The sequence below is a fragment of the Streptomyces sp. NBC_00461 genome, assembly GCF_036013935.1.
GTDB lineage: Bacteria > Actinomycetota > Actinomycetes > Streptomycetales > Streptomycetaceae > Streptomyces.
In genome coordinates, this window is sequence record NZ_CP107902.1 from 4967202 (window position 1) to 4983306 (window position 16105).

Annotated in this window: 12 protein-coding genes; 8 read left to right on the forward strand and 4 right to left on the reverse strand. The window is 66.9% G+C overall.

Translation table 11 applies throughout. The annotated features are described in order from the left end of the window. Nucleotide 1: 1 nt before the first annotated feature. A complete protein-coding gene (gene rpsF, locus OG870_RS23330; RefSeq protein WP_073787253.1) occupies nt 2-292 on the reverse strand; it encodes a 30S ribosomal protein S6 in 291 nt (96 codons plus the stop codon). Between the two features lie 286 nt (nt 293-578). Between rpsF and OG870_RS23335 the strand changes: the two genes are divergently transcribed. The 3 genes from OG870_RS23335 to OG870_RS23345 all read left to right on the forward strand — a co-directional run bounded on the left by OG870_RS23335 (nt 579) and on the right by OG870_RS23345 (nt 3327). Then, on the forward strand, nt 579-893 hold the full coding sequence (locus OG870_RS23335; RefSeq protein ID WP_266517738.1) for a hypothetical protein: 315 nt from the start codon (nt 579-581) through the stop codon (nt 891-893). A 179-nt stretch (nt 894-1072) separates the two neighbouring features. Next, the gene (gene femX / locus OG870_RS23340) at nt 1073-2194 is read left to right on the forward strand and encodes a peptidoglycan bridge formation glycyltransferase FemX (RefSeq protein WP_266517741.1); all 1122 of its coding nucleotides are present in this window, start codon (nt 1073-1075) and stop codon (nt 2192-2194) included. A gap of 101 nt (nt 2195-2295) precedes the next feature. After that, the gene (locus OG870_RS23345) at nt 2296-3327 is read left to right on the forward strand and encodes an alanine racemase (RefSeq protein WP_266517743.1); all 1032 of its coding nucleotides are present in this window, start codon (nt 2296-2298) and stop codon (nt 3325-3327) included. A 116-nt stretch (nt 3328-3443) separates the two neighbouring features. Here OG870_RS23345 and OG870_RS23350 read toward each other — a convergent pair whose 3' ends face one another. After that, on the reverse strand, nt 3444-4952 hold the full coding sequence (locus tag OG870_RS23350; RefSeq protein ID WP_266517746.1) for a glycosyltransferase family 87 protein: 1509 nt from the start codon (nt 4950-4952) through the stop codon (nt 3444-3446). Between the two features lie 131 nt (nt 4953-5083). After that, nucleotides 5084-7747: a transglycosylase domain-containing protein gene (locus tag OG870_RS23355; protein WP_266583120.1), complete on the reverse strand. Its 2664-nt coding sequence runs from the start codon at nt 7745-7747 to the stop codon at nt 5084-5086. A gap of 353 nt (nt 7748-8100) precedes the next feature. Between OG870_RS23355 and OG870_RS23360 the strand changes: the two genes are divergently transcribed. The 4 genes from OG870_RS23360 to OG870_RS23375 all read left to right on the forward strand — a co-directional run bounded on the left by OG870_RS23360 (nt 8101) and on the right by OG870_RS23375 (nt 11911). Further along, on the forward strand, nt 8101-8784 hold the full coding sequence (locus tag OG870_RS23360; protein ID WP_266583118.1) for a PadR family transcriptional regulator: 684 nt from the start codon (nt 8101-8103) through the stop codon (nt 8782-8784). 44 nt (nt 8785-8828) lie between these two features. Continuing rightward, on the forward strand, nt 8829-9911 hold the full coding sequence (locus OG870_RS23365) for an inositol-3-phosphate synthase (RefSeq protein ID WP_266583116.1): 1083 nt from the start codon (nt 8829-8831) through the stop codon (nt 9909-9911). Between the two features lie 87 nt (nt 9912-9998). Then, complete coding sequence (locus OG870_RS23370; protein ID WP_266517758.1) at nt 9999-11261, forward strand: MFS transporter; 1263 nt, start codon at nt 9999-10001, stop codon at nt 11259-11261. 128 nt (nt 11262-11389) lie between these two features. Beyond that, nucleotides 11390-11911, forward strand: a complete 522-nt coding sequence (locus OG870_RS23375) for an LppU/SCO3897 family protein (protein WP_266517761.1) — start codon at nt 11390-11392, stop codon at nt 11909-11911. A gap of 96 nt (nt 11912-12007) precedes the next feature. Here the strand turns inward: OG870_RS23375 and OG870_RS23380 are convergent, their stop codons facing one another. Beyond that, entirely contained in the window at nt 12008-13450 is a 1443-nt protein-coding gene (locus OG870_RS23380) for a CCA tRNA nucleotidyltransferase (protein ID WP_266583114.1), read from the reverse strand. A 258-nt stretch (nt 13451-13708) separates the two neighbouring features. On the opposite strand from OG870_RS23380, the gene OG870_RS23385 reads away from it, so the two are divergent. Then, nucleotides 13709-16099 (forward strand): DUF6049 family protein, encoded by a 2391-nt coding sequence (locus OG870_RS23385; RefSeq protein ID WP_266583112.1) that lies wholly within the window; start codon nt 13709-13711, stop codon nt 16097-16099. The last annotated feature ends 6 nt before the right edge of the window (nt 16100-16105 follow it).

Sequence of the window (16105 nt, forward strand, 5' to 3'; positions counted from 1 at the left end):
CTCAGTGGGTCTCGGGACGGAGGACCTTGGTCCGGAGGACCGACTCGTTCAGGTTCATCTGGCGGTCGAGCTCCTTGACGATCGCGGGCTCAGCCTGCAGATCGATGACCGAGTAGATGCCCTCGGGCTTCTTCTTGATCTCGTACGAGAGACGACGACGGCCCCAGGTGTCGACCTTCTCGACCTTGCCGTTGCCCTCACGGACGACGGAGAGGAAGTTCTCGATCAGGGGGGAGACAGCGCGCTCCTCCAGATCGGGGTCGAGGATGACCATCACCTCGTAGTGACGCATGTGGAACCCACCTCCTTTGGACTCAACGGCCACGGTCGTTCCGTGGCAGGAGGGTTGTGATGCGTACGCAACGGTATCGGCCGCCACTGACAATCGAGGGTCGGCGAGCGACATCCCTCGTCTGGCCTGGGCGGTTCCCTGGCACTGCCTGGGCAGACACCGGTGCAGAGGGTACAGAGTACCTGCACACGTGCTTCCGGTTGAAATCCGCCCGCGGTGACCGTCAGTCTGTACACATCGGGTGTGCATGGCGCTACGATGCGCCGTCTTCCGCAGGAGGTGCCCCATGGCACAGGCATTGCGACCCAACACCGCCGGAGGCCTTTTCGCCACGGACGGAAAACCCCACCCCCTCCAGGACACGCTGCTCGCGGTGACCCTGGTGCTCGGAGTGGTGGCGTTCGTGACGGGCTTCTTCCACAGCCTGCACCTGCTCAGCTCCTGGGCCGGTCTGGTAGGGATCCTCACCGGCGCGTACGGCCAGTGGATCTCGGAGACGACCCGCGAACGCTTCGGGCTCATCCTGGGCCTCGGCGCTTCTGCAGTCGGCTTCTTCCTCGGCATGGCGCATGGGGGTCTCTTCGGCGGGGTCATCAACTGACGCCAGGGACACTGTCCGCTTAACTGCACACAAAGCCCCGCGGAACGCCTTGGCGGGCCACAAGCCGGGGCGCAGGTTCCGTATGCCCAGTCGGGGCGCTCGCGAGGCGCAGTAGGCTTCGGCGCGAGAGCCGGAGCCCCTGTACCCATGGGGACACACCAGCCCGAGGAGCGCCCCGAATGAGCCTGACCCTGAGGACGATCAGCCGTGAGCAGCATCTGGCGTACATCCAGAGCCTGCCCTCGGCGAGCCACATGCAGGTTCCGGCCTGGGCCGACGTCAAGGCGGAGTGGCGCTCCGAGAGCCTCGGCTGGTTCGACGAGCGCACCGGCGAAATGGTCGGTGCGGGCCTCGTCCTCTACCGTCAGCTGCCCAAGATCAAGCGCTACCTGGCCTATCTGCCCGAGGGTCCGGTCATCAACTGGTTCGCGCCGAATCTGACCGAGTGGCTGGAACCGATGCTCGCCCACCTCAAGCAACAGGGCGCCTTCTCCGTGAAGATGGGCCCGCCGGTGATCATCCGGCGCTGGGAGGCCGGCTCCATCAAGCAGGGCATCCAGAACCCGGACGTGAAGCGGCTGCGCGACATCGAGGCCGACTTCATCGAGCCGCGCGCCTTCGAGGTCGCCGACAAGCTGCGCCGCATGGGCTGGCAGCAGGGCGAGGACGGCGGGGCCGGCTTCGGCGACGTGCAGCCCCGCTATGTCTTCCAGGTGCCGCTCGCCAATCGTTCCCTGGAAGAGGTCCACAAGAACTTCAACCAGCTGTGGCGACGCAACATCAAGAAGGCCGAGAAGGCAGGCGTCGAAGTCGTCCAGGGCGGCTATCAGGACCTCGACGAGTGGCAGCGGCTGTACGAGATCACCGCCGTGCGCGACCACTTCCGGCCTCGCCCGCTGTCGTACTTCCAACGCATGTGGACGGCCCTCAACACCGAGGACCCCAACCGGATGCGGCTGTACTTCGCACGGCACAACGGCGTGAACCTGTCGGCGGCGACCATGCTGATCGTCGGCGGTCACGTCTGGTACTCCTACGGCGCCTCCGACAACATCGGTCGTGAGGTCCGGCCCTCGAACGCGATGCAGTGGCGGATGCTGCGTGACGCCTACGCGCTCGGCGCGACCGCGTATGACCTGCGGGGCATCTCCGACTCGCTGGACGAGACGGACCACCTCTTCGGCCTGATCCAGTTCAAGGTGGGCACCGGCGGTCAGGCCGCCGAGTACCTCGGCGAGTGGGACTTCCCGTTGAACAAGCTGCTCCACAAGGCGCTCGACATCTACATGTCGCGCCGCTGAGCCCCATCGGCCCCGGCTGTTTGCTTCGATAAGTCCGACAGTTTCGTTCGCTTCCATACCTCTGATACACCGCAGCCACGAGAAAGGTTCCAGGTCCGGCCATGGCGCTCACGCTCTACGTCGACACCGCGCGCTGGCGGGCGCACCACAAGCACGTGCAGGAGCAGTTCCCGGGGCTCGTCCCGGTCTGCAAGGGCAACGGCTACGGCTTCGGACACGAGCGGCTGGCGGAGGAGGCCACCCGGATGGGTTCCGACATCCTCGCCGTCGGCACCACGTACGAGGCCGCGCGCATCAAGGACTACTTCGGCGGTGACCTGCTGGTGCTGACGCCGTACCGGCGCGGCGAGGAGCCCGTCCCGCTGCCCGACCGTGTCATCCGCTCGGTGTCCTCGGTGGACGGCGTGTACGGCCTGGTGGGCGCCCGTGTGGTTATCGAGGTGATGTCCTCGATGAAGCGGCACGGCATCAGCGCACAGGACCTGTCGCAGCTGCACTCCGCCATAGAGAACGTCCGCCTGGAGGGCTTCGCCATCCACCTGCCGCTGGACCGCACGGACGGCTCGGACGCCGTCGAAGAGGTCATCGGCTGGATGGACCACCTGCGCGCGGCTCGTCTGCCGCTGCACACGATGTTCGTCAGCCATCTCAAGGCCGATGAACTCCACCGGCTGCAGCAGCAGTTCCCGCAGACACGCTTCCGCGCCCGCATCGGCACCCGCCTGTGGCTGGGGGACCACGAGGCCACGGACTACCGCGGTGCGGTCCTGGATGTGACGCGTGTGGCCAAGGGGGACCGTTTCGGCTACCGCCAGCAGAAGGCGGCCTCCGACGGCTACCTGGTCGTCGTGGCGGGTGGTACGTCGCACGGGGTGGGCCTGGAGGCCCCGAAGGCGCTGCACGGCGTCATGCCGCGCGCCAAGGGCGTTGCCCGGGCCGGCCTCGCCACGGTGAACCGGAACCTTTCTCCGTTCGTCTGGGGCGGCAAGCAGCGCTGGTTTGCGGAACCGCCGCACATGCAGGTCTCCATCCTGTTCGTGCCGACGGACGCGCCCGAGCCGAAGGTCGGTGAGGAGTTGGTGGCTCATCTGCGGCACACCACCACGCAGTTCGACCGCATCGTCGACCGCTGAGCGACGCGACAGGCAACCGAAAAGGCCGTACACGGAATCTCTGTGTACGGCCTTTCGCACGGCATGAGTCGACGTGGAGTTCGTGGGTCGCCCACCGCCGCCTGCGCGCTGTTCGCTCAGAGCGAACTCTCTGTGGAGGAAGTCGTTCCATGACTGCCCCACTCCACCTGCGGTCCGTCGAAGTGGGCCGCGTGCCGCGGCGGATGGGCCGCCGCGCCAAGGGCGAACACGTCCTCCGCGCCGTCCAGCACACCCCCTGACGGGTCGTCGTCGCCGGCCCGCCGTACCGGGTCCCGCTCCGGCATGAGGATGTCGCGCACGACGATCACACACAGGTACAGCGTCCCCAGCAGATGTACGGCGATGGCCCAGTGGTAGCCGTCCTGCGGCAGACCCTTGTGAGCCTCTCCGCTGGTCGTGTACGCCAGGTACATCCAGATGCCCAGAAAGTACGCGATCTCGCACGCCTGCCAGATCAGGATGTCCCGCCACTTCGGCCTGGCCAGCACAGCGAGCGGCACCAGCCACAGGACGTACTGCGGCGAGTAGACCTTGTTGGTGAGGATGAACGCCGCGACGATCAGGAAGGCGAGCTGGGCGAAACGCGGTCGGCGCGGAGCGGTCATCGTGAGCACGGCAATGCCCACACAGCACAGCACCACCAGCGCCGTGGCCAGGTTGTTGACGGTGTCGGTGCTGAGCGGGTTGGTCGAGTTCTGGGCCATGATCAGCCAGAAGGACCCGAAGTCCACGCCCCGGTCGTGGCTGAACTTGTAGAACTGCGACCAGCCGTCCCAGGCGAAGAGCATCACCGGCAGGTTCACGGCGAGCCAGGCGACGACCGTGCCTCCCAGAGCCTTGCCGAAGTCCCGCCATTTGCCCGCACGCCAGCACAGCAGGAGCAGCGGGCCGAGCAAGAAGACGGGATAGAGCTTGGCGGCCGTAGCAAGCCCCAGGAGGACTCCGAAGGCGACGGAGCGCCCCCGGGACCACATCAGCATCGCCGCGGCCGTCAGAGCGACCGCCAGCAGGTCCCAGTTGATGGTCGCGGTCAGCGCGAAGGCGGGCGCCAGGGCGACCAGCAGTCCGTCCCACGGGCGCCGGGCGTGCGTGCGGGTCACGCAGACGGCGATGACGGCCGCGCACGCCATCAGCATCCCGGCGTTGACCATCCAGTACCACTGTTCCTGGTCCTGGATGCTGCCGCTGCCCGGCGTGAGCCAGGAGGCCACCTCCATGAACACACCGGTCAGGACCGGGTATTCGAGGTACGGCATGTCACCGGAGAGCTTGTCGAAGTACGGCACGAGACCGTCGGCGAAACCGCGCCCCTGATAGAGGTGCGGGATGTCCGAATAGCACGCCTTCGTGTACTGCGAGCTGGCGCCGAAGAACCAGGCGCCGTTGTAGCAGGGTGCCTTCTGGATCAGTCCGAGAGCGAACATGCCGATCGCCACGAGCACGATGACCCGGACGGGAGTCCACCAGGACGTCCCAAGCAGGGCCCGCCGCCCGAGGGGACCGCCGATCAGCTCACTGCCGGACGCGGCGACCTCATCCTCCTTGGTCGGCCGCACCGGGTCCGGCTCGTGCACGCTCGCTTGCGTCGATTCTGCGCTGGGCATGCCGCACATCCTGCCGTACGTGTCTAGGAATACGCCGGGGGCCGCCACAACCACTCAGGTGCGGCGGCCCCCGTTTCACGTGAAACATCGACATGTTTCACGTGAAACACCCTTCCCGGGCATTCTGGCAGCTAGCCGGTCGACCCTCCGAAGAGGCCACCGTTGCCGTTGCCATTGCCTCTGCTGTTACCGGTCCCTGACGTGTCCGTGGCCGTTGGCGTCGGCGTCACGCCCCCGTCGGTCCCGCCGGTGTCCGTGCCACCCGTGTCGCTGCACTGCCAGCTGAACCGGCAGGACTCACTCGACGACGGCGACGGACTCGTCAGCGTCTCACTGGGAGTGGGACTCGGGCTCGGGCTGGCTTCCTGGGTGTCACTGACGGTCGGAGTGGGAGTGGGACTCGGCACGTCGTTGACGATCTCACCGATGGGCTCTGGGGTCGGGAACGGCAGCGCCTTCTGGTCCTTCAACGCCTCTTCCATGTAGTCGTGCCAGATCTCGGACGGGAACGAAGCGCCATGGATCTTCTCCTGGCCACCGGTCCCGTACATCTCCAGGAAGGTGCGGTTCTTCTTGGTCTCGTCATCGTCGTACCGGAACATCGTGATCGACGTGGACAGCTGCGGGGTGTAGCCCACGAACCAGGCCGACTTGTTGCCGTCGGTGGTACCGGTCTTGCCGGCCACATCACGTCCGGGCAGTCGGGCGTTGGTGCCTGTGCCCTTCTCGACCACGGTCTTCAGCACGTCGGTGACGTTGTCGGCGACCTTGGGGGTGAAGGCTTCCTCGGGCTGGTCCTGGTGAGTGAAGACCGTGCCGTCCCTGCTCGTGACCCTTGAGACGGAGAAGGGGTCACGCCGTTCACCGCTGGCTGCGAAGGTTGCGTACGCACCCGCCATCCGGATCGCGCTCGGGTCGGAGATACCGATGGAGAAGGACGGGTAGTTGGTACCGGCCAGGCTGTCCTTCTTGAGACCGGCGTCCATGGCCGCTTCCTTCACCTTGTCCAGCCCGACATCCATGCCGAGTTGCACATAGGCGGAGTTCACCGACTCCCGCATCGCCTCACGCAGATCGATCTGGTACTTGGGCGGACTGCCGTACGACTCGTTGCCGTCGTTGGTCTGCAGCCACTCCTCGCCCTTCTCGTTCTTCCAGACCGTCTTGTCGTAATCCTCGATCTTGAGCTTGTTCTTGCCGCTGTACAGGCTCTTCGGCGACACCTGAGTCCGCTCGTCCTGCGCCTGCTCCGGGCCGAGGCTCCTGTCTCGCACGCCCCACTTCATCGCCGCCGCGAGGACGAACGGCTTGAACGTCGAACCGACCTGGGCGCCGGTCACGTCGGCGTTGTTCGTGAAGTGCTTGGTCGCATCCTCACCGCCGTAGATGGCCTTGATGGCGCCGGTTCTCGGGTCCACGGAGGCCCCGCCGAACTGGACGTGCGTGTCCGTCTTCGGACGTTGCTTGGGCTTGATGTTGGTCTTCTGGACGTTCTTGACGGAGGCCTCGAGCTCCTTGACCTTCTTCTTGTCGAAGGTCGTGTAGATCGAGTAGCCGCCCCGCTGCAAGTCGTTGGCGGAGATGTTCGTGTTGTTGACCAGGTACGCCTTGGCGAGGTCGACGAGGTAGCCGACCTGCCCGCTCAGCGCGTTGTTCGAGCGGGGGTTCTGCCATGCGGGAAGCGTGGTGAACTTCTTCCGATCTGCGCTGCTCAGTTTGCCGTATTCGACCATCTTGTCCAGCGTGTTCTGCATCTGCCTCAAGGCCCGCTTGCTGTTGGCCTCGGGAGTGGCCGAGCTGTCGAGCGAGGTCGCACCCGCCGGGTCGTAGTACGTGGCGCCCTTGAGCATCGCCGCCAGGAAGGCACACTGCCCCGCGTCCAGGTCGACGGCGTTCTGGTTGAAATACGCACGCGCGGCCGCCTGGATGCCGTAGGCGCCTCGTCCGTAGTAGGCCGAGTTCAGATAGCCGGCCATGATCTCGTCCTTCGATTTGGTGGCACCCACCTTGATCGAGACGAGGATCTCCTTGGCCTTCCGTGAGACGGTCTGCGACTGATCGTCCAGCATCGCGTTCTTCACGTACTGCTGGGTGATCGTCGATCCGCCCTGCGTATTGCCGCCCCTGGCCATGTTGAAGACGGCGCGGGCGATGCCCTTGGGGTCGATGCCGCTGTCGGTCTCGAAGGTCTTGTTCTCCTGCGAGATGACGGCGTACTGCATGTTCTTGGGGATCTGCGAGAGGTTGACGATCTGACGGTTCGTCTCGCCACCCGTGGCGACCATCTCGGTGTTGTCGGACCAGTAGAAGACGTTGTTCTGGGCCTTCGCCGTCTTCGCGAGGTTCGGAACACCGACCATCGCGTAGGCGATGCCCGCGACAGCCACCATGCTGCCGAAGAAGCCGATGAAGAGTCCCGTCACCAGTCTCCACGACGGCAGCCAGCGAGCGGCGCCGTACTTGCCCGCACGCGGATAGTCGATGAACCGCTTACTGGTGGGACCGGCTGCCCGTCCTCGCCCGGATGCCGGCGCGCCGCGGCGACCCCCGCGGCCGGGCTCGGTCGCTCTGCGGCGGCCGCCTCCACTTCTCTGTGCCGCGCGGCGGGCTTCGGCGCGGCCGCTGTGCGACCGCTCCTCGTCAATCGACCCCTGGCCCAGTCCGTAATCGGCTGGGGACCCGGTGGCGCCCCGCGGTGCCGCACGGCGGCCGGAGGACGAGCCGGACTGGCCGCGTCGGGCCGCGGCACGTCCGCCTCCCTGCGGCTGCGGCGGTTTGCGACGGTGCTCGCTCATCGAACGACTACTCCTCGGGCAGGCGCACCCTTGCGCGCCTGGAAACGGCGGCTGGTTTCCGGTCCCCCCGAAGTACGGATGTGGTCGATCCCTCATTCATCCGTACGGCACCCAGGACACCGACGCCCCCGTGCGTCACTCGGTTCCCGGTGGTGTGCATGGCGCACAGACTACGCACCGTCAAAACCCTCCGAGTCCCAAAGTTCACTCCAAATCGGGCAACTTGCCTCGGATGAATAAGTGATGTGATCCCGTTCACCGTCTCCCCACTTGTCCCGTCCGGAAGGCCGTTCTATCGTCGTGATGTATCGAGTCGATACATCGGAGCGAAATAAAGGCGAGGAGGCGAGCGGATGAGCCGGCGTTCCGGGATCCTTGAGTTCGCTGTACTCGGCCTGCTCCGCGAGTCCCCGATGCACGGCTACGAGCTGCGCAAGCGACTCAATACGTCACTGGGCGTGTTCCGCGCGTTCAGCTACGGGACGCTCTATCCCTGCCTCAAGACGCTGGTCGCCAACGGCTGGTTGATCGAGGAGTCGGCGCACCCACCCGAGGATGCGCTCGCCGCACCACTCACAGGGCGTCGCGCCAAGATCGTCTACCGGTTGACGGCGGACGGTAAGGAGCACTTCGAGGAACTGCTCTCGCAGACGGGCCCCGACGCGTACGAGGACGAGCACTTCGCGGCCCGGTTCGCCTTCTTCGGGCAGACGTCGCGCGACGTACGCATGCGCGTGCTCGAGGGTCGCCGCAGCCGGCTGGAGGAGCGTCTGGAGAAGATGAGCGCCTCCCTGGCGCGCACCCGGGAGCGCCTCGACGACTACACGCTTGAGCTCCAGCGCCACGGAATGGAGTCCGTGGAGCGCGAAGTGCGCTGGTTGAACGAGCTCATCGAAAGCGAGCGGGCCGGACGGGACCTGAAGGGTCCCGCCTCCGGGGGGACCGCTCAGCAGAACAACACATCTGGAGCGACGGGCGGCCTGCCCCGTCCCGGGGACACCCCTGGGACGGATACGCCCGACGACACCGCCACGTGAGAGCCCAGTCAGGGCCTCACTCGTACACACAGGGAGCAACCGGAATGGGTTCGGTTCGCGTAGCCATCGTCGGCGTGGGCAACTGCGCGGCGTCGCTGGTGCAGGGCGTCGAGTACTACAAGGACGCCGACCCGGCGTCGAAGGTCCCCGGCCTGATGCACGTGCAGTTCGGTGACTACCACGTCGGCGACGTCGAGTTCGTCGCGGCGTTCGACGTCGACGCCAAGAAGGTCGGCCTCGACCTCGCGGACGCGATCGGCGCCTCCGAGAACAACACCATCAAGATCTGCGACGTCCCGAACAAGGGCGTCCAGGTCCAGCGTGGCCACACGCTGGACGGTCTGGGCAAGTACTACCGCGAGACGATCGAGGAGTCCGCCGAGGCCCCGGTCGACGTCGTCCAGATCCTCAAGGACAAGCAGGTCGACGTCCTCGTCTGCTACCTGCCCGTCGGCTCCGAGGACGCGGCGAAGTTCTACGCCCAGTGCGCCATCGACGCCAAGGTCGCGTTCGTCAACGCTCTTCCGGTCTTCATCGCCGGCACCAAGGAGTGGGCGGACAAGTTCACCGAGGCGGGCGTCCCGATCGTCGGCGACGACATCAAGTCGCAGGTCGGCGCGACCATCACGCACCGTGTGATGGCAAAGCTGTTCGAAGACCGCGGTGTCCGTCTTGAGCGCACCATGCAGCTCAACGTCGGCGGCAACATGGACTTCAAGAACATGCTCGAGCGTGACCGCCTGGAGTCGAAGAAGATCTCGAAGACGCAGGCCGTCACCTCGCAGATCCGCGACCGTGAGCTGGGCGAGAAGAACGTCCACATCGGCCCGTCCGACTACGTCGCCTGGCTCGACGACCGCAAGTGGGCCTACGTCCGCCTCGAGGGCCGTGCCTTCGGTGACGTCCCGCTGAACCTCGAGTACAAGCTTGAGGTCTGGGACTCCCCGAACTCCGCGGGTGTCATCATCGACGCCCTGCGCGCCGCGAAGATCGCCAAGGACCGCGGCATCGGCGGCCCGATCCTCTCCGCCTCCTCGTACTTCATGAAGTCCCCGCCGGTGCAGTACTTCGACGACGAGGCCTTCGAGAACGTCGAGAAGTTCATCAAGGGTGAGGTCGAGCGCTAAGCGCTGACACAACTGCTCCTGCCAGGGCGTCGAGGGTCCCCGGGTCGCATGACCTGGGGACCCTCCCCGTATGTGAGGCTGTGCCCCATGGCCGTCGTCCGTGACCTGCGCACCCTTCTGCGCTTCGCGAACTTCCGGCGCCTGCTCGCCGTACGCCTGCTCTCCCAGGGCGCCGACGGCGTCTACCAGGTCGCGCTCGCCGCCTACGTCGTCTTCTCGCCGGAGAAACAGACCTCGCCCGCCGCGATCGCCTCCGCGATGGCGGTCCTGCTGCTCCCGTACTCGCTGGTGGGCCCCTTCGCCGGTGTCCTCCTGGACCGCTGGCGCCGACGCCAGGTCTTCCTCTACGGCAACCTGCTGCGGGCCGTGATGGCCTCGACGACGGCCGTCCTGATCCTCGGCCACGTCCCGGACTGGCTCTTCTACGCCTCCGCGTTGTCCGTCACTGCGGTCAACCGCTTCGTTCTCGCGGGGCTGTCCGCAGCGCTTCCGCGCGTGGTCGACGCCGAGCGCCTCGTGATGGCCAACTCCCTCTCCCCGACCGCCGGCACGCTCGCCGCGACCGCCGGCGGCGGCCTCGCCTTCGTCGTACGGCTGGTCGTGTCCGACTCCGACGCCGCCGTGGTGCTGCTCGGCGCCGTCCTGTACCTGTGCGCGGGACTCGCGTCGCTCAGCCTCGCGCCCGAACAACTGGGGCCGGACCCCGAGTTGGTGCGCCCCAAGCTGGCAGCGACGCTCTCCGGCACCGCCCGCGACCTCACGGCAGCCCTTCGCCACCTCGCCGCACCCCCACGCCGAGAGGCCGCCTGGGCGCTCCTCACGATGACCCTGATGCGGTTCTGCTACGGCGCCCTGCTCGTCATGCTGCTGATGCTGTGCCGGTACGCCTTCTCCTCGAACGCGGACGACGGACTGCGCCTGCTGGGGCTGGCATTGGGGACGTCGGCCGCAGGCTTCTTCGCCGCGGCCGTGATGACGCCCTGGGCCGCGGGCCGGCTGGGGCCAGGCCGCTGGATAGTCGTCTGCGCCGCGGCGGCCGCCGTCCTGGAGCCCGCCCTCGGTCTCCCGTTCGCCCCCGCCCCGATGCTGGCCGCCACCTTCGTCCTAGGTCTGACCACCCAGGGCGCGAAGATCGCGACGGACACGGTCGTGCAGTCCTCGGTGGACGACGGCTTCCGAGGCCGGATCTTCTCCATCTACGACGTCCTCTTCAACATCGCCTTCGTCGGCGCCGCCGCGGTGGCCGCGTTGATGCTGCCGCCGGATGGCCGTTCCGTGCCGCTGGTGGTCACAGTCGCCGTTATCTACGGGGCAGTTGCTGCAGCTATGGCCCGCTTTGAACGCCAGTAAGTGTCACATCAACGGCACAGAGTCCCCCGGGGCTACAGAGATGTCAGTGGCGCCCGGTAACTTACGTGCGTCTTACTCGCCTCTTATGTGCGCCATATCGCCATGCCTGCTTCTAGGGGGATCCCCAAGTGACTACTCCGCCGCCCCAGGGCCAGAATCCGTTCGCGCAGGGCCAGCAGCCCTACGGCCAGCCCCAGGGCCAGGCACCGTACCCGCCCCAGGGCGCCTACCCGCAGCAGCCGGGTCAGCCCGGGTTCCCCCCGCAGGGTGCGGCGCCGTACGCCCCGGTTCCGCCGCAGCCCAGCCGTAAGCCGAGCTTCAAGACGATCAAGAACATCGTCATCGTCGCTGTGGTGGCCTGTGTTGCCATCGGCGGTTACATAGCCAGCCGCGATGACGCCAACACCGCGAAGGTCGGCGACTGCATGCACCGCGGTAACACCAGTGACAGCGACCCGGACCTCGAGGTCGTCGACTGCAGCTCTGCGAAGGCGCAGTTTGTGGTGCTGGCCAAGATCAAGGGCTCGTACACCACCGAGATCGAGACCTCGACCAAGTGCGAGGCCGCGGCCAAGGACTTCAAGTACACCTACACGGAGAGCGGCGACAGCAGCGACTTCCTGCTCTGCCTGAAGGACTACACCAAGTAGGACCGATGAACTGAGGGGCGGTGTTTCACGTGAAACACCGCCCCTCACCGCGCCCGAGGTCATGTTTCACGTGAAACATGACCTTGTTTCACACCCTCAGCCCTGCTCGGCCCACCACTCCTTGAGAGCGGCCACCGCGGCCTCATGCTCCATCGGGCCGTTCTCCAGCCGCAGTTCCAGCATCTGCTTGTACGCGTTGCCGATGACCGGGCCGGGACCGATGCCCAGGATCTCCATGATCTGGTTGCCGTCCAGATCCGGGCGGATCGCGTCCAGCTCCTCCTGCTCCTGGAGTTGAGCAATGCGCTCCTCCAGACCGTCGTACGCACGCGACAGAGCCGCCGCCTTGCGCTTGTTCCGCGTCGTGCAGTCCGAGCGGGTCAGCTTGTGCAGGCGGTCGAGGAGCGGGCCGGCGTCACGGACGTAGCGGCGGACCGCCGAGTCCGTCCACTCCCCGGTGCCGTAGCCGTGGAAACGCAGGTGGAGTTCGACCAGACGTGAGACGTCCTTCACCAGTTCGTTGGAGTACTTGAGCGCCGTCATGCGCTTCTTGGTCATCTTCGCGCCGACCACCTCGTGGTGGTGGAACGAGACCCGGCCGTCCTGCTCGAAACGGCGCGTGCGCGGCTTGCCGATGTCGTGCAGCAGCGCGGCCAGTCGGAGGGTCAGGTCGGCGCCGTCCTTCTCCAGCTCGATCGCCTGCTCCAGAACGATCAGTGAGTGTTCGTAGACGTCCTTGTGCCGGTGGTGCTCGTCGCGCTCCAACCGCAGGGCCGGCAGTTCGGGCAGCACATGCTCGGCAAGCCCACTGTCGACGAGCAGCGTCAGACCCTTGCGTGGGTTCCCGGAGAGAACGAGCTTGTTGAGTTCGTCCCGTACCCGCTCGGCCGAGACGATCTCGATGCGTTCCGCCATCTCCGTCATGGCCGTCACGACCTCGGGAGCCACCTCGAAATCGAGCTGTGCGGCGAAGCGTGCGGCCCTCATCATCCGCAGTGGGTCGTCGGAGAAGGACGCTTCAGGAGTGCCCGGGGTACGCAGCACCCGCGCAACGAGGTCGTCCCGTCCGCCGTGCGGATCGATGAACTTCTTCTCCGGAAGCGCCACGGCCATCGCGTTGACGGTGAAGTCACGCCGGACGAGGTCCTCCTCGATGGAGTCGCCGTACGACACCTCGGGCTTGCGCGAGGTCCGGTCGTAGGCCTCCGACCGGTAGGTCGTGACCTCGATCTGGTAGCCGTCCTTCTGGGCGCCCACGGTGCCGAAGGCGATGCCGACCTCCCACAAGGCGTCCGCCCAGGGCCGGACGATCTTGAGGACGTCCTCGGGGCGTGCGTCGGTCGTGAAGTCGAGGTCGTTGCCGAGCCGGCCAAGCAGCGCATCCCGGACCGAGCCGCCGACGAGGGCGAGCGAGAATCCCGCCTCCTGGAAACGGCGGGCGAGGTCGTCGGCGACAGGGGCGACCCGCAGCGGTTCGCTCGGCACGCGGTGCGGCTCCTGACTCAGGGCGCTGAGGTTGGCTTCGTTGACGTTCGGCACAACAGAAGAGGGTACGTGGCCCGGACGACCGAGAGCGCCTCCATTAAACGTGCACGGACACCTCCCTCGATACAGGCACAAGGCCTGCTCTTGAGGCGTACGGTGGCGCTCCTCTTTATTCACACACATACAGGACACCTCGACCCTGTCTCCCGATCTTGTGGAGCGGTCCGCGGCACTTCCCTTCAGCGCGCATCGTTACCATGCGTGGACGCACATTCCGACGACCACTGACGACGACGAGGGACGGGCGAGCGCGTGGCCGAGGCGGCAGACTTCCAGGGGACGCATCCCTCACCTGCCCGCCGCTGGTTGCGGCGCACGGGAGCACTGCTCGCGGGGGCGCCTCTGCTGGCCGGCCTCCTCCAGTTGCCCTCCGCCGCTTCCGCGGATGCGGCCGGACAGTTCCCGTCGCAGGACGCTTCCGACACGGGCTCGGTATCCGTCGCCCTCGACTCGCTCAGCCCCGACGTCCTCACGGACGGGGACGCGCTGACCGTGTCGGGCACGGTGACCAACAACGGCAAGCAGACGGTCACCGGTGCCCACGTGGGACTGAGCGTGGGTCCCAAGCTGAACACGCGCTCTGACGTCCAGGACACCGCACAGCGCAGTGACAGCGTCCAGGGCTCGACAGGCCCGGAGGTCGGCGGCAAGTACGTCGAGAAGTTCTCCAAGCTCACCCCTGGGGTCGCCGAGCCCTTCAGCATCACGGTGCCGGTCGACAAGCTGGACCTCGGCGGCGACGGGGTCTACCAGCTCGCCGTCTCGCTGTCCGGCCAGACGTCCGCACAGCCGTGGGACAAGCTCCTGGGCATCGAGCGGACCTTCCTGCCGTGGCAGCCCGACGAGGCCGACACGAAGACGAAGACGACGTTCCTGTGGCCGCTGGTCTCCACCGTCCACATGACGGCGGAGACGGGATCGAACGAACAGCAGACGCCGGTCTTCCTCAACGACGACCTCGCCAAGGAGATCGCCCCGGGCGGCCGCCTCGACGAGATGCTGTCCCTGGGCAAGGACCTCGACGTCACCTGGGTGATCGACCCGGACCTGCTGGCCTCCGTTGACGCGATGACCCGCAGCTATCGTGTCCGGACCGACAACGGCAGCACCACGGCGGGCACCCACCAGGCTGTCGCCAAGCAGTGGCTCGGCGAGCTGCAGCAGGCTGTGGCCGACAAGGAGGTCGTGGCCCTGCCCTTCGCCGACCCGGACCTTGCCTCCCTCGCCCACAACGGCACGAGCGTCAGCGGCTCGCTGAGCCACCTCAAAGAGGCCACCGACGTCGTCGCCAACACCGTGGAGCCGATCCTTCACGTGAAGGCGAACACCGACTTCGCCTGGCCCGTGGAAGGCGCCGTCGACCCGTCCATCATCAAGGTCGCCACCTCCGCCGGCGCCGACAAGGTGATCGCGCGCAGCGACAGCCTCCAGGAGACCGCGGGCCTGCCCTACACCCCCTCCGCGGCCCGCCCGATCGGCGGCGGCACCACCGCGGTCGTCGCGGACTCCCGCCTGTCGACGGTCTTCCAGGGGGATCTGACGAAGGCCTCCGCCAGCACGCTGGCCGTTCAGCAGTTCCTCGCCCAGAGCCTGACGCTCGACAAGCAGACGAACAAACAGCGCAGCATTGTCGTCGCCCCGCAGCGGATGCCCACGACGCGCCAGGCCCAGGCGATGGCCGCGGCGCTCACGGCCCTCCAGGGCAGCAACTGGTCGGAGAGCCAGGACCTCGCCTCGACCGCCAAGGCCAAGCCCGACCCCGGTGCCACCACGGCGGTGCCGTCGACGTCCGCGTACCCCCCCTCGCTGCGCAAGCAGGAGCTGCCGCGCTCGGCCTTCGATGCGATCGCGACCACCCAGGACAAGCTCGACAACTTCCAGGTGATCCTCTCTGACGAGTCCCGGGTGGTGACCCCCTTCGGACGGGCCATCAACCGCGGGATGTCCACGTCGTGGCGGGGCCGCCCGGCCGGTGCGGAGAGCTTCCGCATCAACGTGGAGAACCACCTCACCGAGCTGACCAGCCAGGTCAAGCTGATCGACAAGTCCGACACGAAGCTCTCCGGACGTAGCGCCACGATCCCTGTGACGGTGCAGAACAACCTGGTGCAGGGCGTCGAGCACCTGACGCTGCGTCTCACCTCGACGAGCCCCACCCGGCTCCAGATCGGCGGCGACGCCTACCAGGAGCAGCCCGTCACGGTCTCCGGCGGGCACAGTCAGACGGTGAAGTTCACCACGTCGGCCAAGGCCAACGGCCAGGCCACGGTGGTCGCCCAGCTGTACACGCAGGACGGCCAGGAGTACGGCGATGCCGTCACCTTCGACGTCAAGGTCACCGAGTTCACGGCCACCGTGATGCTGGTCATCGGCGGCGGCTTCCTCCTGCTCGTGCTTGCCGGCTTCCGGATGTACACACAGCGCAAGCGGGCGGCACGTGAAGCCGAGGAGGACGGTCCCGGCGAGGCGGGTGGCGAGCCCGAAGACGGGCCCAAGAACCCCGAGGGCCCTGCAGACCATCTCAAGGAGGAGTCCGGCACTGACGCCCGGGCAGACGACCCTGAGCAGCCGAGTGACCCGACACCGGACACCGCACCGGAAAGCGCCGACCCGTCCGGCACGGGTGAGAGAGTGGACCGTTGAGGATGT

Bases quoted from the DNA above. Each gene is read 5' to 3' on its own strand.
- OG870_RS23355 (WP_266583120.1), bottom strand. From the start codon at position 7,747: ATGAGCGAGCACCGTCGCAAACCGCCGCAGCCGCAGGGAGGCGGACGT.
- femX (WP_266517741.1), top strand. From the start codon at position 1,073: ATGAGCCTGACCCTGAGGACGATCAGCCGTGAGCAGCATCTGGCGTAC.
- OG870_RS23350 (WP_266517746.1), bottom strand. From the start codon at position 4,952: ATGCCCAGCGCAGAATCGACGCAAGCGAGCGTGCACGAGCCGGACCCG.
- OG870_RS23335 (WP_266517738.1), top strand. From the start codon at position 579: ATGGCACAGGCATTGCGACCCAACACCGCCGGAGGCCTTTTCGCCACG.
- OG870_RS23360 (WP_266583118.1), top strand. From the start codon at position 8,101: ATGAGCCGGCGTTCCGGGATCCTTGAGTTCGCTGTACTCGGCCTGCTC.
- OG870_RS23370 (WP_266517758.1), top strand. From the start codon at position 9,999: ATGGCCGTCGTCCGTGACCTGCGCACCCTTCTGCGCTTCGCGAACTTC.
- rpsF (WP_073787253.1), bottom strand. From the start codon at position 292: ATGCGTCACTACGAGGTGATGGTCATCCTCGACCCCGATCTGGAGGAG.
- OG870_RS23365 (WP_266583116.1), top strand. From the start codon at position 8,829: ATGGGTTCGGTTCGCGTAGCCATCGTCGGCGTGGGCAACTGCGCGGCG.
- OG870_RS23345 (WP_266517743.1), top strand. From the start codon at position 2,296: ATGGCGCTCACGCTCTACGTCGACACCGCGCGCTGGCGGGCGCACCAC.